The following is a 19,057-nucleotide window of genomic DNA, read 5'->3' on the forward strand; positions in this document are numbered from 1 at the left end:
TCCGCCATGCAGGTGCTCGGATATGTCTCAGCCAAGGAGGGCGATTCATGTTGAGGTGGCTAACCGGAAAGCACCCCATTCCGGTCTGGGTGATCAAGCAGATTGATCGCGATCTGCTTCACCTGTGCGGCCAGGGCAGCGTGCTTCCCGAGACCAGACGCAGCGACGTGGTGGCCAGCCTTCACGAAGACCGCTACCAGGGTGCCGTGACGCTGGGCGGCAGCGGCCCGGTGCTCAATGCCCGGCTGTTCGCCGCCCTGGTGCCGGTGGAATCCCTAGCCCTGGAAACCCACGGCGAGGCCATGTGGCGCGGCAGCCGCTGGCTGGTATCCCAGGTACCCCAGCGCTGCTGGGCCTATGAGGGACGGCTGGTGGCCAAGCCGCCGCCCCCAGGGATCTCCGCACCGCTGGTCAGCGTGGAGGATGTCTCCGAGATCCGCCGCCAGGCCCAGGTTGCGGATGCCCGTGGCAACATCGCCTTTGCTCTACATGACGACGGGGAGCCCTCCCTGCTGGCGCCACGCGAGCCCACTGCGTCCCCAACCCGCCCATTCCCAGCCAAGCATGGAGATTGGCGCAATCATGACTGACGTGCGGCCCGACTCGCGGCGTATCCTGCTGTTCTTTTTCCTGATGGTGCTGGTCGGCCTCAATCTGCGCCCCGCCCTCTCCTCCATGGCGCCCCTGCTGCTGCGAATCCAGCAGGACACGGGGCTTACGCCGCTGGCGATCGGTGCACTGACGACCCTACCGGTGCTGTGCCTGGGCATCTTCGCTCCCCTCGCGCCTTGGCTGGCCAAGCGGCTCGGGGCGGAGAACACCCTGTCGCTGGCCCTCATCGCGCTCATTCTCGGCCTGCTGCTGCGCGGCGCCCCTTCCGTGCTCGCCCTGTTCGGCGGCATGGTGCTGGTGGGCGGCGCCATCGGCGTGGCCGGCACCCTGCTTCCCGCCCTGGTGAAGCGCGAGCTGCCGGCCGGCGCCGACCTCATGACCGGCGTCTACACCATGGCGCTGTGCCTCGGCGGCGCGCTGGGTGCCGGCCTGAGCATCCCCTTGGCCAACCTGCTGGGGTCCTGGCACCTCAGCCTGATGAGCTGGGCGCTGCTGGCGGCCATGGCGCTGCTGGCCTGGCGGCTCTTGATGCCGCGCACGCCGCAAGCCACCACGGCCGCCAGCAGCGCCGGTTCCATACGCGGCCTGCTGTCGCAGCCGCTGGCCTGGCAGGTCACACTGCTGATGGGCACGCAATCCTCGCTGGCCTACATCGTTTTCGGCTGGCTGCCTGCGCTGCTTCAGAAGCGCGGCTTCGGGGAGTCGGAAGCGGGCTGGTTGATGGGCGCCTCGGTCATGGTGCAGCTGATCTCAGCGCTGGGCGCTCCCTGGCTCGCCCGGCTGAGCCGCGACCAGCGACCGGCTCTGCTGCTGGTACTGGGCTGCATCGCCGCCGGCCTGTGGCTGCTGCTGCAGGGGCCGCTGGGCTGGCGCTGGGTCGGCGTTGTGTTGCTCGGGCTCGGCCAGGGGGGCAGCTTCAGCCTGGCCCTCAGCCTGATCGTGCTGCGCACGGCCAATTCGCGACTCGCCGGCAAGCTGTCGGGCCTGGCCCAGGGCGGCGGCTATACGCTTGCCGCCATGGGTCCGCTGGCCGTGGGTGTGCTGCTGCAACTCAATGCCGACCTCGGCGTGATCACCGCCGTACTGCTCGCGGTGGTTGCCGCCGCGGCGCTGCTGGCACTGTTTGCCGGCCGCAACCGCAGGCTCGACATCGACGACCAGGGGCGGCTGGTGACGCGCTAGGGGACCGACACCACGGACGCTTGGAGCGCTTGGAGCGCTTGGAGCGCTTGGAGCGCCACAGCCTGGCATGAGCTTCAGCCTGTCATCCACGCTGCGTTGATATAGGTCAACACCGACGGCCCGGCGCACCGTGCTAGGCTCAACACAAGCCTGGCTAGCGCGAAAATGGTCAGGCTCGAGCCTGGCCATCGGCAGATTTCGCCACGCCGCCACCGCCTTTCGGCACGACAACGCAGGGTCACCATGAGCGACACGCCAGTGCGGGTGTTCCAGGCCCGAGGCCTCAAGCGCTTTTATCGGATGGGCGACGTCACCATCCAGGCGCTGCGCGGCATCGACCTGGACCTGCATGCCGGAGAGCTGGTCGTGATGCTCGGCGCCTCGGGCTCGGGCAAGTCGACGCTGCTCAATATCCTGGGGGGACTCGACGTAGCCAGCGAAGGCAGCCTGCATTACCGGGAGCAGGCATTGACCCACGCCAGCCAGCGCCAGCTGACCGAATTTCGCCGCCACCATGTTGGCTTCGTCTTCCAGTTCTACAACCTCATCTCCAGCCTCACGGCACGCGAGAACGTCGCCATCGTCACCGATATCAGCCGCGATCCGCTGCCTCCCGAGGAGGCCCTTGCCATGGTGGGCCTCGAGCAGCGCCTCGACCACTTCCCCTCGCAGCTCTCCGGCGGGGAGCAGCAGCGGGTGGCCATAGCCCGTGCCATCGCCAAACGCCCGGCGGTCCTTCTCTGCGACGAACCCACCGGCGCCCTCGATTCGCGCACCGGCATCCGCGTGCTCGAAGTGCTCGAAGCGATCAACCGCACCACCGGCACCACCTTGGCGATCATCACCCACAACGAGGTGATCGGCGACATGGCCGACCGGGTCATTCGCTTGCGCGATGGCAAGATCGACGCCATGCATGCCAATGCCTTGCGCCGCCCGCCGGCCACGCTGCGCTGGTGAGCCAATGGCGACCCTGCACCGCAAGCTGCTGCGCGACCTGCTGCGCCTGAAGGGCCAGGCCCTCGCCATCGCTGCGGTGATCGCCAGCGGGGTGATGACCCTGGTGCTCTCGGCGACGACCCTGGAGTCGCTGACCCGCGCCCAGGAACGCTTCTACGCCGAGTACCACTATGCCGACCTGTTCGTCGACGTGAAGCGGGCGCCGCTGCGGCTGGTGGAGGAGCTGGCAACCCTGGAGGGAGTCAGCCGCGTGCTGCCCCGTGTGCGTGCACCGCTGCGCCTGAACGTGGCCGGCTTCGACGAGCCGATACGCGGCCTGGCCCTGTCGATCCCGGATGGGCGTCAGCCGCTGCTCAACCGGCTGCACCTGCTGGCCGGCAGCCTGCCGGAAGCCGGGCGTGCCGACCAGGCGGTGGTAAGCGACGCCTTTGCCCGCGCTCACCGCCTGCAGCCGGACGATACGCTCGTCGCGATCATCGACGGGCGCTACGCGCGCCTGCAGATCAGCGGCATCGCGCGCAGCCCGGAAGTGATCTACCAGGCAGCACCTACCGATCTGCTGCCCGACTACCTGCGCTACGCCACGCTGTGGCTGAACGAACGCGCCTTGGCCCAGGCCTTCGGCATGGACGGCGCCTTCAACCAACTGCTGGTCAGCGTTCAGCCCGGGGCCGATGTGGCCAGCGTCAGCGACCGGCTCGACGGGCTGCTGGACCGCTACGGCTCCACCGGCACCCAGACCCGGCACGACCAGCAGTCGCACCGTTTCCTCGAGGAGGAACTCAGCCAGCAGCGTGCCCAGGCCACCATCCTGCCCGCGATCTTCCTGACCGTATCGGCATTTCTGCTGCATGTCGTGATGGGTCGCATCATTCTCACCCAGCGCGAACCGCTTGCCATGCTCAAGGCCTTCGGCTACCGCAACCACGAGCTGGCGCTTCACTACGGGCTGCTGGCGGGCCTGATCGAGGCGCTGGGGTGGGCGCTAGGTGTTGCGCTCGGCGCCTGGGCGGCCAGCGGGCTCGCCGGGCTCTACGCCGACTATTTCCGCTTCCCCGCCATGCCTTTTCGCGTGCCCCCCTGGGCGCTGGCGCTCTCCTTTCTCGTCGCCGGCCTGGCCGCCCTGGCAGGCACCTGGCAAGCGGTGTGGCGCGCCGTACGAGAGCCGCCGGCCGAGGCAATGCGCCCACCTACCCCCCAGCACTTCCAGCGCACCTGGCTCGAGCGCTCGCGGGCCGGCGCACTGCTCAGCAACGAGGCGCGCATCGTGCTGCGCCACCTGCTGCGCCACCCGGGCAAAGCTCTGCTCTCGACCCTCGGCATCGCCCTGTCCGCCGGCCTGCTGCTGATGGGGGCCTACCAGCTAAGCGCGGTGGAACGCATGCTCGACCTGCAGTATGGCAAGGTGCTGCGCATGGACATGGAGCTCACCTTCAGCGACCCCACCGCCAGCCGTGCCGTAGGGGAACTGCATCACCTGCCGGGCGTGCTCGCCGTGGAGCCGTGGCGACGGGTCGCCGTGACCCTGCGCCACGAGCACCGTCACTACCGTACAGCGCTGCTCGGGCTACCGGCCGAGCCTGCGCTACGCCAGGTACTTGACCGCCAGGGCCGCCCCCAGCCGCTGCCGCACGACGGCCTGATGCTGACGCGCTTTCTCGCCGAACAGCTCGGCCTTGAGCTCGGCGATACCATCGAGGTAGAGGTGATGGAGGGGCGCCGCCAGCGTCTCAGCCTTCCGCTTGCGGCCATGGTGGATGAACCCATCGGAGTCGGCGCCTACCTGCCGCTGCCACGTCTCAATGCGCTGCTGGGCGAAGGGCCGACGCTCAGCGGGGTCTGGCTGCTGGTCGACAGCCGCGAGCGTGACGCTCTCAACGACGCCCTGCAGGCGATGCCGCGTGTGGCCGCCATCGGCGTACTGGCCGATGCCGAGCGCGGCATTCGCGAGTACATGGACGAGACCGTGCTCACCTTTGCCATGATCTTCGTTGCGCTGGCCGGCTCCATCGCCTTCGGCGTGGTATACAACAATGCGCGAATCGCCTTTGCCGAACGCGCGCACGAACTGGCCACGCTGCGAGTGCTGGGCTACACCCGCGGGGAGGTGTCGCGCATCCTGCTCGGTGAAATCGCCTTGCTCACCCTGGCCGCCATTCCGCTTGGCTGGCTTATCGGTGCAGGCTTTGCCCTGCTGCTCAACCAGGCCTTCAGCAACGACCTGTTTCGCATTCCCCTGGTCCTGACCCCCTACGCGTTCGGCTTTGCCGCCCTCGGCGTCATCGCCGCCTCGGGCATCGTAGCGCTACTGGTGGTACGGCGCCTGGGGCGGCTCGACATGCTTGGCGCCTTGAAAGCCGTCGAATAACGAGGAGTGCACCCCATGAATCGCTGGATTCCCCGCCTCGGTCTCACCCTCGTGACGATAAGCCTGGTCGCGCTGCTTGCCTGGGCACTATGGCCTACGGCCGTGCCCGTCACCACGGCTACCGTCGCCGCGGGGCGCTTTACCGAATCGGTAAGAGAAGAGGGCCGCACCCGGCTGCGCGACACCTGGCATGTCTCGGCACCGATCGCCGGCTTCCTGCAGCGCGTCACGCTCGAGGTCGGTGACCCCGTGGAAGCCGACGAGACCCTGTTTCGACTGGAACCAAGTCCGGTTCCGGCGCTGGATGCGCGCACCCGCCAACAGGCAGAGGACAGCCTTCAGGCGGCCCAGGCACGGTTGCGCACCGCCGAGGCCAACCTGGACACCGTGCGGGCCGACCGCCGCTTTGCCGAAGCGGAGTTCCGCCGCTACCAACAGCTGCATTCGCGCAACCTGGTCTCGACGGCCGAACTCGAGCAGCGGCGTAACCAGCGCGACCGCCTGGTGGCACTTGAAAACGCTGCCTCGTCGGGCGTCGAAGTGGCGCGCTTCGAAGCGGAGAGCGCACGCGCCCTGCTCGACGTCGCCAGCGGCCAGCGGATCGCCCCCGGCGATATTCCGGAGCTCGAGGTCCGGGCCCCTGTCTCGGGCATCGTACTGTCCCGCTATCGCTGCTGCGAAGGCAGCGTCGCCGCCGGCGAACCCATCCTCGAGCTTGGCCGCCCCAGCGACCTCGAAATCCAGGTGGACCTGCTCTCCATGGACGCCGTACGCCTGCGGCCCGGCATGCCGGTGCGGCTCACCGGCTGGGGCGGCGACGCCCTGGACGGCCAGGTGCGCCGAGTCGAACCGGCCGGATTCACGCGTATTTCGGCGCTCGGGGTCGACGAGCAAAGAGTTCCGGTCATCGTCGACTTCGAAGCGGACTTCACCCCGCAGGCGCATGGGCTTGGCAGCGGCTTTCGCATCGAGGCAGAGTTCGTGCTGTGGGAAGCCGACGGTATTCTCCAGGTACCCACCAGCGCCTTGTTCCGCCACCAAGGAGAATGGCATGTCTTCGCCATCGATCAAGGGCGCGCCTGGCGCCGCGCCGTGGTAATCGGTCGCCGCCAGGGACTGGTCACCCAGGTGTTGTCAGGCCTCGAGCCCGGCGAGCTGATCGTCAACCACCCTGGCGAGCGGGTCGACGACGGGGTGCGCGTCGCCCGTCAGGATTGAACGCAAGCGGGATGAGCCGAGGCGCCAGCACGGGTATCATGGCCGCCTCCCACTCCTTCAGGCACGAGGAAAGCCCCATGGCACCGCCCAGCACTCCCGGTCGCACTCTTCTGGTTCTCTACGCCGGCGGTACGCTGGGCATGCTTCCAAGCGCCCAGGGGCTTGTCCCCGGCAGCGACATCGAGGCCAGGCTGCGGCGAGCGCTGGCGACCCTGCCACCTTCACGCCAGGCGGCGCTGCCCGACTTCACCGTGCACGAGATGCCGCACCCCATCGACTCCAGCGCCGCCACGCCGTTGGACTGGCGCCGCCTCGGCGACGTCGTCGCTAAGGCGGTGGGAGACTATGCCGGCGTGGTGGTTTTGCACGGCACCGATACCCTGGCATGGACGGCGGCGAGCCTGGCCTACCAGTTACAGGGGCTCGACCGCCCCGTCGTAGTCACCGGCGCCATGCAGCCGCTTGAAGCCGAGGGCAGCGACGCCCGCGACAACGTGGAACTGGCGCTGCGGTTCGCCGGGCAGCCCCGGTTGCAGGAGGTGGCCGTGGCCTTTGCCGGTCGGCTGATGCGCGGCGTGCGCACCCGCAAGCTGCACAGCCAGGCCCCCGACGCCTTTGCGAGTCCCAACTACCCGCTGCTAGGCGAACGCGTCGGCGAAGATGCGGTGCTCTACCCCGGCCGCGGCCTGGAAGCGCAGCAGCGCGGTGCACCCCGCTTCGAACAGCCGGACTACGCCCCGCTTGCCCAGGGCGGCGTAGTGCGCATTGCCCTATGGCCAGGCATCCAGGCGTGGCAGCTGGCCGCCTGGCTGGGAGAAGCGCGGGTACAGGGCGCCCTACTGGAAGTGTGGGGAGGGGGCAATATAGCGCCCGACGAAGCGCTGCTCGGCGTGCTGGCGCAGGCCACGGGCGAAGGCAAGCTGCTTGCCGCCGTCAGCCAGTGCCCGGTCGGCGGTATTGCGCCAGGCCATTATGCCGCCGGCCAAGGCCTGCGACAGGCCGGGGTAATGTCGGCCGACGACATGACGCCCGAGGCGGCCATGACCAAGCTGATCCATCTGCTTGCCCAGCCCCTGCCCACGGAAGAGCGGCGCCGACGCTTCCTCACGCCCCTGGTGGGCGAGCGTTGAAACTAACGTTTGACGCCTCGCCCCCGAGCGTGGCGCAATGCCCTTCGTCAAGGTCTACGTTAATGGCATGCCGACTTGCAAGGAGCGATCACATGGAACAACCCGTGCATCGATTCAGCGAACTCTTCGAGCAGCTGGGCCTCCCCTCCGACGCAGCATCCATCCAGACCTTTATTGAGCAACATGCCCCCCTGCCGGATACGCTGGCGATCTACCAGGCCTCGTTTTGGAACCGGGCCCAGGCCGACTTCCTGCATGCCGCTCTCGAGGAAGACGCCGACTGGGCAGAGGTCGTCGATCACCTCGACGCCTCCTTGAGAAAACGCTAGCCAATCAGTCACTCGCGCGGTTTCGTTCTGATAGGATAGGGCGCGGGGATAGGATAGCGTGCGGGGGTAGCTCGTAAACCACATGGACAGAAACCATCATGTCGTTCGATAGGACGTCGTCCGCTCCAGCGGCCCAACAGGGAAATGTGCCCACCGACCTGCCCCCCCTGCCGGAAGGCCTGCGCGAGCGGCTGTTGCACTGCCGCAGCCTGCCCAGCCTGCCCGCCGCCGCGCTCAGGGTGATCATGATCGCCCGCTCTCCAGAACCCTGCCTGACCGACTTCGCCAAGGCGATCGAACAGGACCCTGCGCTGACGCTGCGTCTGATCGGCCTGGCCAACAGCGCGCTCTATGCCAGGGGTGGAAGCCCGGTGGCCACCAGCCGCGATGCCGTGTCGCGAATCGGGCTCGATGCCACCCTAGCTACCGCCATGAGCTTCGGTCTGCCCCGCACCCATTCGGGGCCGCTGGAGTACGACTACTTCTGCCAGCGCGCCATCATTGCCGCCACGGCCGCCCAGCAGCTGGCCCAATCGCTCTGCCCCGGCGACGCCGGTTCGCTGTTCACCGCCGCGCTGCTGCAGGATATCGGCATCCTCGCCTTCGAAGCGATTGATGGCGACAGCTATGCCGAACACATCCCCGGGCTGCGCGACCACGCAGCTCTGCGCGACGCCGAACAGCTGCGCTATGGCTGCGACCACAGCGTGGTGGGCGCCTGGCTTGCGGCCAGTTGGGGCGTGCCTCTTTCCCTGGCCGTTGCCATCCACGAAAGCCACGGCCCACTGCGAGACGGCGACCCCAGGCGCCTGTGCCTACGCCTTTCAGGACTGATCGCCGACTTCTGGCTCTCTCACGAAGCTGCCGGCCGGCTGAGCAAGCTCATGCGTCGCCTGGCCGCCCTGGAAACACTCGATATCGCCATGCTGGTCTCGGTGGTGCAGGCGCTGGAGCAGCGCCTGCCCACCATGGCTCGGCTGTTTGAGATCACCGCGCCCCCCGAGCGCGACAGCACGCTGCTGCTGGCGGAAGCCAAGGAGCTGCTGTTCCAGCAGAACCTTAACCTCAGCACGCGCCTTGCCGAACAGCAGCAGGAGCTGGAGACGCTGCAGGCCCGCCATGCCGAAATGGACGAGCAGCAGCGCCTCGATCACCTGACCCGGCTGGCCAACCGCGCCTGGCTCGAGCAGGAGCTGACGCGTCAGTTCGACTGCGCCAGGCGGTGCGCGCACCCGCTGTCGCTGATGTTCATCGACCTCGACCACTTCAAGCGCATCAATGATCGCTACGGCCACCGCTTCGGCGATGAAGTCCTGGTACGCTTCGCCACGGCCCTGGCGTCCATGGTGCGGGAGCATGACCTCGCCGGTCGCTATGGCGGAGAAGAGTTCCTCATCATCATGCCCAACACCCGGCACGGCCAGGCGACCGCACTAGCCAATCGCATTCGCCACTACCTGGCCACCCAGCCGCTGGCCAAACCGGAAGGCGAGCCGCTGTGCGTGACCGCCTCCATCGGCATCGCCTCGCTGGACGAAGGGCGTGGCTTCCTCGACGCCAAGGCCATGATCGACGCTGCCGACCAGGCCATGTATGGCATCAAGCACAGCGGGCGCAACGGCGTGGGTCACCATGCGGGTTCCGCCCCGCCACTGTCGGACACGCCGGCCCCCGGCACGTCTCCCTAGTGCTACTTAGATACGACGGGACAGACACGACGGGCGGCCACTGGCCGCCCGCATTTCATAAGCATATGTTCATCGAAACGTTTCGCTAGCCCCGCAGGTCTCGCATCAGCAGGGCAAACTCGATGCGCTCAGGCGCAATGGCCTCGCCGGGCACCGGAATGCGCACTACGTGGCCCGAGCCGGGCGCGACCTGCACGGCCTCGCCCTGCTTGTTCTCGATATGTTCGAGGGTGAAGCGCCGGTTGCCACCGGGCAGCATCAACTCCACGCCGTCACCTACCTCGAAGCGATTCTTGACCTCGACTTCCAGCACACCTCGTCCCGAATCGTAGCCGATCACCTCGCCGACGAACTGCTGGTGCACGCCCACTGAATTGCCACGCTCGTAGTTCTGATACTCGTCGTGGACGTGGCGACGGTAGAAGCCCTCGGTGTAGCCACGGTTCGCCAGGTTGTCGAGCTCGTCCATCAAGCGCATGTCGAAGGGGCGCCCGGCCACGGCGTCGTCGATGGCGCGGCGGTAGACCTGTGCGGTGCGTGCCACGTAGTAGTGCGACTTGGTGCGACCCTCTATCTTCAGCGAGGTCACGCCCATCTCGGTGAGCCGGGGCACATGCTGCACGGCGCGCAGGTCCTTCGAGTTCATGATGTAGGTGCCATGCTCGTCTTCAAACACCGGCATCAGCTCGCCGGGGCGAGTGGCATCCTCGATCAGCGCAGAGAGCTCGTCCTGCCCTTCCACGCCGCCGGCCGTCGCGGTGCTGTAGTTCGCGCTGCCGCTGCCCGATGCAATCAGGCCGCCCTGGCCCGGCGTCCACACGCCGCTTCCCGCATGAGCCGCCGCGGAGTTGGCCGGCACCAGGTCGCCGGTCTCGTCCTGGGCTGCGGCCACGGTGTTGTACTGCCAGCGGCAGGCGTTGGTGCAGGTGCCCTGGTTAGGGTCGCGGTGGTTGAAGTAGCCGGAAAGCAGGCAGCGGCCCGAGTAGGCGATGCACAGCGCACCGTGCACGAAGGTTTCGATCTCGAGATCGGGGCATTCGGCGCGAATCTCGGCAATCTCCTCAAGCGACAGCTCCCGCGACAGGATGATGCGGCTGATCCCCTGCGCCTGCCAGAATCTGGCCGCCGCCCAGTTGACCACGTTGGACTGCACCGACAGGTGGATCACCTGCTCGGGCCAGCGCTCGCGCACCATCATGATCAGCCCCGGGTCGGACATGATCAGCGCATCCGGCCCGGCCTCGATCACCGGCTCCATGTCGCGCAGGTAGGTCTTGAGCTTGCTGTTGTGCGGCGCGATGTTTGACGCCACGTAGAACTGCTTGCCCCGCTCGTGGGCATAGGCGATGCCGCGATGCAAATTGTCGATCTTGAAGTCGTTATTGCGCACACGCAGGGAGTAGCGCGGCTGGCCGGCATAGACGGCGTCGGCACCATAGGCAAAGGCATAGCGCATGTTCTTGAACGTCCCCGCCGGGGAGAGCAATTCGGGAGCTTTCATGGGTCACCGTTGTCAGGACGATGGCACGCTCGGCACTTCTGGGGTGGCGTATGCGCTCGGCAACGTCAGGAAGCGCCCTGGTGCAGGCAAGAGGGGCGAAAAGTCTAGCAACTACGGCAGAGCCTGGCCAGCCTTCGCCCCAGCCGGTAGACTGGCCGCGCCGGACCGGATCCCGGTGCCTCGCCCAGGCGAGACCTGACAAATTCTCCGCGACAGAGCCCCAGCATGAGCCAACCGCACTCCCCCGCCACCGTGGTGATCTACTCCGGCGGCATGGACTCCTATACCGTGCTTCACCGCGCCCTGCGCGAAGGACTCGCGGTGTCCGCCCTTTCCTTCGATTATGGCCAGCGCCACGCCCGCGAACTGGAGGTAGCCAAACGCGTTTGCGGCAGGCTCGGCGTCGCCCATCAGGTTATCGACATCCGCGCCATTCACGGCCTGGTCGACGGCTCAGCGCTGACCGACCCCAGCCGCGAGCTGCCCGACGGCGAATACGGCGAGGAGAACCTCACCGCCACCGTGGTGCCCAACCGCAACATGATCCTGCTCTCGCTGGCCATCGCCAAGGCGGTGAACATCGGGGCGTGCCGCGTCGACTACGGCGCCCACGGCGGCGATCACGTGCTCTACCCCGACTGCCGGCCCGCCTTCGTCGAGGCGATGAATGCCGTGGCGGCCATCGCCAATTTCGAACGCGTCGAGATCCACGCTCCCTACCTGCGTTCGACCAAGGCCGAGATCCTGGCCGACGGCCTGGCCATGGGCCTCGACTACGCCGACACCTGGACCTGCTACCGCGGCGACCCCTTGGCCTGCGGGCGCTGCGGCAGCTGCCGCGAGCGCCTGGCCGCCTTCGCCGCCAACGGGGTGGTCGACCCGCTGGCGTATGCCAGCGATGCTCCGCGCCCCGATGTCGCCGAGGACGACGCCTGATGTACCACGTCAAAGAAGCCTTCTACACGCTGCAGGGGGAAGGGGCGCAAACCGGGCGCGCCAGCGTGTTCTGCCGCTTCACCGGCTGCAATCTCTGGTCGGGACGCGAGGCGGACCGGGAACGCGCCGCCTGTCGTTTCTGCGACACCGACTTCATCGGCACCGACGGTCAGAACGGCGGCCGCTTTGCCAGCGCCACGGCACTGGCCGAGCACCTCACGGCGCTGTGGCCCAGCGCCTGCGGCGTCGCCACGCCCTACGTGGTCTTCACCGGAGGCGAGCCGCTGCTGCAGCTCGACGCCCCGCTCATTGCCGCCATGCATGCCCGAGGCTTCGACGTGGCGGTAGAAACCAACGGCACCCTGCCCGCACCAGCGGGCATCGACTGGCTCTGCGTAAGCCCCAAGGGCGATGCACCGCTGGCCCTGAGTTCGGGCGATGAGCTCAAGCTGGTCTACCCCCAGCGGCAGGCACCGCCCGAGCGCTTCGCGGAGCTGGAGTTCAAGCACTTCTTCCTGCAGCCCATGGACAACCCCGCCGCACCGGGCTCCCGCGAACACCTGGAAGCCACCCTGGCCTACTGCCTGGCGCATCCGCAGTGGCGCCTTTCGCTGCAGACCCACAAGATCACGGGGATCGACTGATGACGCTATTCGTCAACCGGCTGAGCCAGCTCGACGCGTCGCTGTGGTGCCCGCAACGCGGGCTGATCGGTGTCAGTTGGCTGGTCGATGTCGAGCTGGATGGTGAGCTCGGTGAGGACGGCATGCTGTTCGACTTCGGCCTGGTCAAGCCGTGGATCAAGTCGCGCCTCGATGCCGGTGCCGATCACACCCTGCTGGTGCCGAGCCATGCGCCCGGGGTCACCATCAGCGAATGTAGCGAAGGGCTCAGCGTTCGCACGCTGCTGCCCTACCCCATGGAGGTGCGCGCGCCGCGGCAGGCTTTTACCCTACTGCCCTGGGCGGAGATCACCCCGCTGCGGTTCGCCAGCTTCCTGAGCCGCGAACTGATGAAGCGCCCTCCTTCCCGGGTCAGCGACCTGCGCCTGCGGCTGCGCGAGGAGACCATCGAGGGCGCCGTCTACACCTATAGCCACGGCCTCAAGCGACACGCCGGCAACTGTCAGCGCATCGCCCATGGCCATCGCTCGCGGCTGCATATCTGGCAGCGCGGCGAACGCTGCCCTGCCCTTGAGGCTCGCTGGGCAACTTGGCTAAATGATCGCTACTTGATCGACCAGGCGGACTTGGCGCCCCAGGCCGAGCAGGAGTGCCGCCACAGCCTGACCAGCCGCTATCGTGCCGAACAGGGTCGCTTCCATCTGCGCCTGCCCATGGAACGCTGCATCGTGATGGACGTTCCCACCACGGTCGAACACATCGCCGCCTGGCTGGCCCGCCGGATCGCCGAGGAGACCGGCAGCGCGACGCGGGTCCAGGCCTTCGAAGGTATCGACAAGGGCGCCATTGCCGAGCACAAGCCATGACCTTCGTTAGCACCGCCCAGGTCGAGTCTGGCGAGTCGTACGCCACTGTACCAGGCTGCCGCCCCGGCTGCGGCGCCTGCTGCATCGCGCCCTCGATCAGCTCGCCCATCCCTGGCATGCCGTCTGGCAAACCCGCCGGCATGCGCTGCCTGCAGCTCGATGCCGATAACCTGTGCCGACTGTTCGGCGCCCCAGAGCGGCCCGAGGTGTGCCGCCGTTTCGACTATGACGCCGAACTGTGTGGCACCAGCCAGGGCGATGCCATGCAGCGCATTGCCCTGCTGGAAGCCGACACCCGGTAAGCCACGGCGGCGCCGATTGACCTTCGCCAGGATAGGCATTCGGCGAGGCGTATCCTTCGACTAGGAGCCGTCCACCGTCAGCCGCCCTTCTGCACCCACCGCCAAGACCTCGCGCCGATCCAGCAGCATGCGCCAGCGCACCAGCACAGGCGCATCGCTGTGGCTGACGCCGTTCAGCAGACGCCGGAGCTGCTCGCGGGCCTGTTCGTCATGCTCGTCCACCAGGGTCAGCCAGGCCTCCAGCGCGCACAGCTCCTGGTGCAGGTTGTCGTGCTGGCGGGAGCACTCCAGAGCCTGCTCCACCAGCCGGCGCACCTCGTCACGCGAGCGCCCAAGGCGGTGCCGCACCTGGGCCAGCTGCACCGCCAGCTCCGGCACGAACAGCGTGCTGCGCTCGCGGGCGATCAGCAGCGATTGATCCAGGTAGTCCTCGGCGCGCACCAGCTCGCCCAGGGCGACGCAGGCGTCGCTGAACCACAGGATCGGCCGGTGGTAGCGATCCCTGCCGGTGATCTCGCCCAACTCCTCGACCGCCAGCTCGACCAGCGCCAGGCCGTCACGGTCACCCGACAGGGCCCGGCGCCAGCCGAGGATGCCCTGGGCCGACACTTGCCACAAATGCAGGTCCGGCGTTTCAGTCAGCGTCACGGCCTGCTCGGCGCGCCGTGCCGCCAGGTGGACGTGACCGAGCTGGCGATAGAGCGCCGCCGCGAACAGCAGGGCCATGGCCAGCGAGCTGGGGTGGCCGATCCGTTCGGCCAGGCGAATGGCCGCCTCGACCTGCTGCTCGGCGCGCCGATAGTCGCCGCGCAGGCAGACGGCCCAGCCCTGGAAGCAGGCGGCTGCGACCTGGGGATGCTCCGAGAACGGCAGCCATTCGATCATCATCGGCTGCTCCAGCGGCGCGATCTCGTCGAGGTGATCAAACGCCTGGCCGATGCGCCCGGCCCAGTATTCACAGTTGGCACGCGCATAGTCCGCCAGCCGGCGATAGCGAGGGTCTTCCAGACGGCTGGCGATGGCGGCCAGGCTGGCGGCCAGCGAGAACGCATCGGCATGGGCATGGCGCTGGCTGCAGCCGACCCATAGCCCCCACTTGACCAGAAAGGCCTGTTCCAGATCCTCGGCCTCCTCGGCCTGGCAGCCTTCGTGCTGCACCAGCAGCTCGCGGGCACGCACGAAGCTTTCGTGGGCCGTGGGCGAGCCATGGCCTTCCAGGGCGAAGGCGGCCTGGCCGCGCACCGTCAGCAGGCTGATCTCGCGTTCGGCCTGGTCCTCCACGTGGCGCAGGCTGGCCAGGCCGAAGTCGGCCATCTTCAGCGCCGTGCGGTTGGCGCTCACCTTCAGCGCTTCGCGTGCCGCCAGTTCGAAGTAGCGCGCGCCGCGCGCGTAGTGTCCGCTGCGCCGCAGATGCGTGGCAAAGTCGCCCGGATGGCGGCTGATCCAGGCCGGGAAGCGCTCCTCGATCAGGCTCACCACCTGGCGGTGGATACGCACCCGAACGTCGCGCGGGCAGGAGAGATAGGCCGCTTCCTGCAGCAAGAGGTGGCTGAACTGGAACTCGCGGCTGTTACCCTCACCGCCGGCGGGCTCGATGATTTCGAGCCGACGCATCTGCTCCAGGGCACGGTTGAGCGAGGCCATTTCCCAGCCGCTGCACTCGGCGAGGAAATCGAGCCGGAAACGCCGGCCCAGAACGGCGGCAACATGGGCGACCTCGCGATCACCGTCGAGCTGGTCGATGCGCCCCGCCAGCAGTCCCAGCAGCCCCCGAGGCAGTTCATCGAGGTGCACGCTGCGCCCCTCGCGACGATCCATCTCCAGGCGGCGGCAGATCTCCTGCATGTAAAGCGGCACGCCGTCGCAGCGCTCGATGATCTGGCCGCGCAGCCGTGGGCTCAGGTGCAGCCGATAGCGCCTGGCCAGCTGCGACAACAGCCGCGACGACTGCATGGCGTCGAGATGTCCCAGCGAGAGCTGCTGATCCCAGTGCAGCCGCGTCGGCAGCGCTTCGCGCCCATGATGGCTGGCCACCAGCAGGAAGGCACAGTTGATCGGCAGCCGCGCCTGCAGCCCGGCCAGTACTCGGAACGAGGGCTCGTCGAGCCACTGCAGGTCGTCGATCATCAGCACCAGAGTGCGCTCCATCGCCTGGCGCTCGATCACCCGGCACAGCAGCGCCACGACCAGTTCGGCGGCCTCGCCGCTCTTGGCCAGCCGCGACACCTCAGGCGTCTCGCGCACGCCGAGCGCCTCTTCCAGCAGTGCAAACTGCTCCTCGCTCAGGGAAAGCTCGGCCGACTCCTGCAGCAGCCCACGCAGGCGCTTGCTGTTCAGCTCACCGCCCAGCCGCCAGCGCAGCAGCGTGCGCGCCACGCCATAGGGCTCCAGCACCGAGAGCCGCGTGGTGGGTTGCCAGCAGATGGCGGCATCACGGCTCAGCTCCAACTGGCGGAAGCCGACCATCAGGGCCGACTTGCCCATGCCCGAGGCGCCGCGCACCAGTACACTCTGGCGCAGGCCGATGCCCGCCCTCGCCAGGGCGTCGCGCAGCGTGCGCAGCGGCCCTTCGCGTCCCACCAGGCTCGGCGGCATGGCGTCGCGGCCACCTTCGTTGTGACCCAGCACCAGGGCACGCAGGCGCACCCGGCCATCGCTCGCCACCAGCCGCGATGAAAGGCGCGGCTGCAGGTCCAGCGCTGGCGGCATGTGCTGGCTGGCCTCCTGGGAGATCACCAGCTCGCTGCCCTCGGCGGCGCTCATCAATTCCAGCGAGCCCTGGGTTACCTGGCCCAGCGGGTCGACCAATTGCCGCTCAGGCAGGTACACCACCCGTCCGCTGTTGAGACCGGCCGCCAGTTCAATGCGCGGTGGCTCCTCGGCACCGGACCAATGGCGGGCCACCTCGTCGGGCAGCACACGACGGCAGTGCTCGTAGAGGGCCACCAGCTCGGCCAACTGGTGCGCCGGCCCATGGGTACCGAAGCAGGCCAGGCCCAACCCCCCGGTGGCACCCGGCAGCCAGAAGCCGCCCAGGTGATGACACTGCTGCTCGAGCCAGCGCATCAGCTCGATCTGCAGCGCCAAACAGGCGCGGGTCTCGTCGCGCGCGGAGAAATCCCCCTTCACCCGCAGGCGGATGGCCATCACCGAAAGCTGGCGCTGCTCGATCTCATCTTCGCGCAGCGGCGAGCTGCCTGCTGCCAGGGTGCGCGAGAAGGCCCCCTGGGGCGAGAGGCGCTGCAGGTCTGGGCTGCCGTCGGACCAGTGGCGCGCCAGTTGGAGGAACACCGGTTCCGGCTGCTGACCGGAGAGCGCCAGCAGCTGCAGGTAGGCGTTGTACTGCTCGTGGGCGGCCGCCAGCTGGCCCTGCTCGGCCAACTGGCGAACCAGGCGCTCGTGGAACGGGCCGTAGCCGGAAAAGCGGCTGACCAGCGCCTGCAGCAGGTCGACGGGCACGTCGTCGTGCTGGTCCAGCACCTCTTCGGCGAAGCGGATCACCCGCTGCCGCCATTCGTTGCGCAACTGCACCAGCCAGCGCTGGAACTCCGTGCACGCGGGCAGCTGCAGTTCCTCGACCAGATCGCCGCGATAGCGCTTGAGCAGCTTCTCCAGGGTCGCAACATCGCTCGGCGCGTCGAGCAGCTGCTGCAGCTCGTGGAGGTCGAAGCGCCAATTGTCGGGCTTGCGAAAGGCGATGGTCTGGCGCGACACCACCAGCACACGCTCCGCCTCTTCGCCCAGCGATTGCCGCAGGCAGTGCAGGGCGTGGCGCAGGTTGGTGCGTCCGGAGGACAGGCCCTGGTCGGGCCACAGCAGTTCCGCCAGGCTCGCCCGATTGACGGGCTGGGTGTGCAGCAGCAGATAGACCAGCAAGGCCTTGACCTTGTCGTAGCTGAACTGCGTCAGTAGGTCATCGCCGAGCATGAGGGAAAACTGGCCGAACAGCGCCAGGTGGTCCCAGTCGCTGTCAGGTTTCTCTACGGTAGCGTCCTGCATCATGTAACCCTGCGTGGCGAGGGTGGCACCCTCAGACGGGTACACCACTATGGAAACGAAACGCCTCATCCGGCGCGACGATCAGTTCAGCTTCCCGCTCAGCGAAAAAGGCTACCCGGTCGTCGATAGGCTCAGCTGCGACGTGTCGCGCCAACATTATGTAATCTTCGTAATGACGCCCTTCCGACTTAACCAGAGAGCGATAGAACTTGGCAAGCTCGTCGTCCAGGTGCGGTATCAGGCGGGCGAAGCGCTCGCAGCTGCGGGCTTCGATGAAGGCGCCGATAATAAGAATATCGACGAGCCGCTCGGGTTCTTGAGGCCGAAGATGCCTGCGCAGTCCTTCGGCATAGCGCGAGGCGCTCAGGTGGCGGTAGGCAATGCCGCGCGCCTCCATCAGTTTGACCACCTGCTCAAAATGCAGCAGCTCCTCGCGGGCCAGCTGGGACATCTTGGTCAGCAGCAGCGGCTGGTCGACGTAGCGATAAAGCAGGCTCATGGCCGTCGAGGCGGCTTTCTTCTCGCACTGGGCGTGGTCGATCAGCAACAGCTCCGGATTGTCCAGCGCCCAGGCCACCCAGGCATCCGGCGTGGGGCAGGCAAGAAAGGCAAGCAGATCCGCCGGTAGCAGGGAATCGCGACTCATCATATCCGGGGTGTCGTGCATAGGGTCTCACTCGGTTCAGGCAACGAGGCAGAGAGGGCGCAGCCGGACCTGTCAGCGGATCGGGCCAGGCGAGCCTTGACGCAAGGCTTCCTGCAACAAGGCCTCGCTCAGGCGCTCGTGCAGCTCGACGATGCTCCAGCTCGCGGCGTCTCCCCGGGCCTGCAGGCCATAGCGGGACAGCGTCTGCATCCGACCGCGCCCGACCCGCAGCAGTTCGATGGCTCGGGAAAGCGGCGGCTGTTCGGGCCGAAAGCGCACTCGGTGTTGCGTCATCTGCGCCGTGAGGCGCTCGGCATCGACGATACGCAGGTACCTCGCCGCCACCTGCTCGCGCAGCCCATCCAGCTCGAGCATGCGGGCACTGCGCTGCTCGCTGGTCATGGCAAACCAGCCGACGATATCGGCATCGCTACGCTGGCACCCGCGACAGATCGGATCGCCCAGGGTCGTCGAGCAGAGCCCGACGCAGGGTGAGGAAACACGCTCGCTCATGGCATCACCGCGCCCTTCTGCTTCGTACTTTTTCATGGGCAACCTATGTTAACGCGGGGCGCGGGCGGAGGCACGCTGTAGCCGAGCAACATCGCGACGACCAAAGTTCAAGGCAGCGGAACCGGGGCCCAACTTAACATTGTCGACAGTTTGCCGTAGAATCGCGCCACCCAGTGACTACGGT

General features: G+C 67.6%; 16 protein-coding genes. 12 read left to right on the top strand and 4 right to left on the bottom strand.

All coding sequences use genetic code 11. The features are described 5' to 3' along the window. The first annotated feature begins 47 nt into the window (after positions 1 to 47). The 8 genes from ACT7B3_RS09900 (at position 48) to ACT7B3_RS09935 (ending at position 9,487) form a co-directional block, all read left to right on the top strand. The gene (locus ACT7B3_RS09900; RefSeq protein WP_445157817.1) at positions 48 to 590 is read left to right on the top strand and encodes a hypothetical protein; all 543 of its coding nucleotides are present in this window, start codon (positions 48 to 50) and stop codon (positions 588 to 590) included. Next, positions 583 to 1,794, top strand: coding sequence for an MFS transporter (locus tag ACT7B3_RS09905; RefSeq protein WP_445157818.1), 1,212 nt, complete (start codon positions 583 to 585; stop codon positions 1,792 to 1,794). The genes ACT7B3_RS09900 and ACT7B3_RS09905 overlap by 8 nt, the downstream gene beginning before the upstream one ends. Positions 1,795 to 2,037: 243 nt before the next feature. Continuing rightward, complete coding sequence (locus ACT7B3_RS09910; RefSeq protein ID WP_445157819.1) at positions 2,038 to 2,754, top strand: ABC transporter ATP-binding protein; 717 nt, start codon at positions 2,038 to 2,040, stop codon at positions 2,752 to 2,754. A gap of 4 nt (positions 2,755 to 2,758) precedes the next feature. After that, entirely contained in the window at positions 2,759 to 5,122 is a 2,364-nt protein-coding gene (locus ACT7B3_RS09915) for an ABC transporter permease (RefSeq protein WP_445157820.1), read from the top strand. Positions 5,123 to 5,137: 15 nt separating this feature from the next. Beyond that, entirely contained in the window at positions 5,138 to 6,340 is a 1,203-nt protein-coding gene (locus tag ACT7B3_RS09920) for an efflux RND transporter periplasmic adaptor subunit (protein ID WP_445157821.1), read from the top strand. A 77-nt stretch (positions 6,341 to 6,417) separates the two neighbouring features. Further along, entirely contained in the window at positions 6,418 to 7,470 is a 1,053-nt protein-coding gene (locus tag ACT7B3_RS09925) for an asparaginase (protein WP_444677580.1), read from the top strand. 92 nt (positions 7,471 to 7,562) lie between these two features. Continuing rightward, a complete protein-coding gene (locus ACT7B3_RS09930; protein ID WP_445157822.1) occupies positions 7,563 to 7,799 on the top strand; it encodes a DUF2789 domain-containing protein in 237 nt (78 codons plus the stop codon). A 146-nt stretch (positions 7,800 to 7,945) separates the two neighbouring features. Next, positions 7,946 to 9,487 carry a sensor domain-containing diguanylate cyclase gene (locus ACT7B3_RS09935; RefSeq protein WP_445157823.1) on the top strand — a complete coding sequence of 514 codons (1,542 nt, stop codon included), beginning with the start codon at positions 7,946 to 7,948 and terminating at the stop codon, positions 9,485 to 9,487. 85 nt (positions 9,488 to 9,572) lie between these two features. On the opposite strand, the gene trhP is transcribed toward ACT7B3_RS09935, so the two are convergent. Then, positions 9,573 to 10,988 carry a prephenate-dependent tRNA uridine(34) hydroxylase TrhP gene (trhP, locus tag ACT7B3_RS09940; protein ID WP_445157824.1) on the bottom strand — a complete coding sequence of 472 codons (1,416 nt, stop codon included), beginning with the start codon at positions 10,986 to 10,988 and terminating at the stop codon, positions 9,573 to 9,575. Between the two features lie 225 nt (positions 10,989 to 11,213). On the opposite strand from trhP, the gene queC reads away from it, so the two are divergent. From queC to ACT7B3_RS09960, 4 genes are read left to right on the top strand one after another with little or no spacing between them, the layout of a single operon-like run. Further along, the gene (gene queC / locus ACT7B3_RS09945; protein ID WP_445157825.1) at positions 11,214 to 11,924 is read left to right on the top strand and encodes a 7-cyano-7-deazaguanine synthase QueC; all 711 of its coding nucleotides are present in this window, start codon (positions 11,214 to 11,216) and stop codon (positions 11,922 to 11,924) included. Further along, positions 11,924 to 12,568 carry a 7-carboxy-7-deazaguanine synthase gene (gene queE, locus ACT7B3_RS09950; protein WP_444677576.1) on the top strand — a complete coding sequence of 215 codons (645 nt, stop codon included), beginning with the start codon at positions 11,924 to 11,926 and terminating at the stop codon, positions 12,566 to 12,568. Before queC ends, queE begins: the two co-directional genes overlap by 1 nt. Next, a complete protein-coding gene (locus ACT7B3_RS09955) occupies positions 12,568 to 13,413 on the top strand; it encodes a 6-carboxytetrahydropterin synthase (protein WP_445157826.1) in 846 nt (281 codons plus the stop codon). Before queE ends, ACT7B3_RS09955 begins: the two co-directional genes overlap by 1 nt. After that, complete coding sequence (locus ACT7B3_RS09960; protein ID WP_445157827.1) at positions 13,410 to 13,715, top strand: YkgJ family cysteine cluster protein; 306 nt, start codon at positions 13,410 to 13,412, stop codon at positions 13,713 to 13,715. The genes ACT7B3_RS09955 and ACT7B3_RS09960 overlap by 4 nt, the downstream gene beginning before the upstream one ends. Positions 13,716 to 13,775: 60 nt before the next feature. Here ACT7B3_RS09960 and ACT7B3_RS09965 read toward each other — a convergent pair whose 3' ends face one another. Genes ACT7B3_RS09965 through ACT7B3_RS09975 form a run of 3 tightly spaced genes read right to left on the bottom strand, consistent with a single transcriptional unit; the run spans position 13,776 to position 18,873 of the window. Next, complete coding sequence (locus tag ACT7B3_RS09965; protein ID WP_445158867.1) at positions 13,776 to 17,714, bottom strand: AAA family ATPase; 3,939 nt, start codon at positions 17,712 to 17,714, stop codon at positions 13,776 to 13,778. A 31-nt stretch (positions 17,715 to 17,745) separates the two neighbouring features. Further along, positions 17,746 to 18,381, bottom strand: coding sequence for a tRNA-(ms[2]io[6]A)-hydroxylase (locus tag ACT7B3_RS09970; protein ID WP_445157828.1), 636 nt, complete (start codon positions 18,379 to 18,381; stop codon positions 17,746 to 17,748). A gap of 51 nt (positions 18,382 to 18,432) precedes the next feature. Beyond that, complete coding sequence (locus ACT7B3_RS09975; RefSeq protein ID WP_445157829.1) at positions 18,433 to 18,873, bottom strand: DUF1289 domain-containing protein; 441 nt, start codon at positions 18,871 to 18,873, stop codon at positions 18,433 to 18,435. Between the last annotated feature and the right edge of the window lie 184 nt (positions 18,874 to 19,057).

The sequence above is a fragment of the Halomonas sp. E14 genome (assembly GCF_052568415.1).

Coding starts and splice junctions, on each gene's coding strand:
- ACT7B3_RS09925 (WP_444677580.1), top strand. CDS start 6,418: ATGGCACCGCCCAGCACTCCCGGTCGCACTCTTCTGGTTCTCTACGCC.
- ACT7B3_RS09930 (WP_445157822.1), top strand. CDS start 7,563: ATGGAACAACCCGTGCATCGATTCAGCGAACTCTTCGAGCAGCTGGGC.
- ACT7B3_RS09905 (WP_445157818.1), top strand. CDS start 583: ATGACTGACGTGCGGCCCGACTCGCGGCGTATCCTGCTGTTCTTTTTC.
- queE (WP_444677576.1), top strand. CDS start 11,924: ATGTACCACGTCAAAGAAGCCTTCTACACGCTGCAGGGGGAAGGGGCG.
- ACT7B3_RS09970 (WP_445157828.1), bottom strand. CDS start 18,381: ATGCACGACACCCCGGATATGATGAGTCGCGATTCCCTGCTACCGGCG.
- ACT7B3_RS09975 (WP_445157829.1), bottom strand. CDS start 18,873: ATGAGCGAGCGTGTTTCCTCACCCTGCGTCGGGCTCTGCTCGACGACC.
- ACT7B3_RS09965 (WP_445158867.1), bottom strand. CDS start 17,714: ATGCAGGACGCTACCGTAGAGAAACCTGACAGCGACTGGGACCACCTG.
- trhP (WP_445157824.1), bottom strand. CDS start 10,988: ATGAAAGCTCCCGAATTGCTCTCCCCGGCGGGGACGTTCAAGAACATG.
- ACT7B3_RS09915 (WP_445157820.1), top strand. CDS start 2,759: ATGGCGACCCTGCACCGCAAGCTGCTGCGCGACCTGCTGCGCCTGAAG.
- ACT7B3_RS09920 (WP_445157821.1), top strand. CDS start 5,138: ATGAATCGCTGGATTCCCCGCCTCGGTCTCACCCTCGTGACGATAAGC.
- ACT7B3_RS09900 (WP_445157817.1), top strand. CDS start 48: ATGTTGAGGTGGCTAACCGGAAAGCACCCCATTCCGGTCTGGGTGATC.
- ACT7B3_RS09960 (WP_445157827.1), top strand. CDS start 13,410: ATGACCTTCGTTAGCACCGCCCAGGTCGAGTCTGGCGAGTCGTACGCC.
- queC (WP_445157825.1), top strand. CDS start 11,214: ATGAGCCAACCGCACTCCCCCGCCACCGTGGTGATCTACTCCGGCGGC.
- ACT7B3_RS09910 (WP_445157819.1), top strand. CDS start 2,038: ATGAGCGACACGCCAGTGCGGGTGTTCCAGGCCCGAGGCCTCAAGCGC.
- ACT7B3_RS09955 (WP_445157826.1), top strand. CDS start 12,568: ATGACGCTATTCGTCAACCGGCTGAGCCAGCTCGACGCGTCGCTGTGG.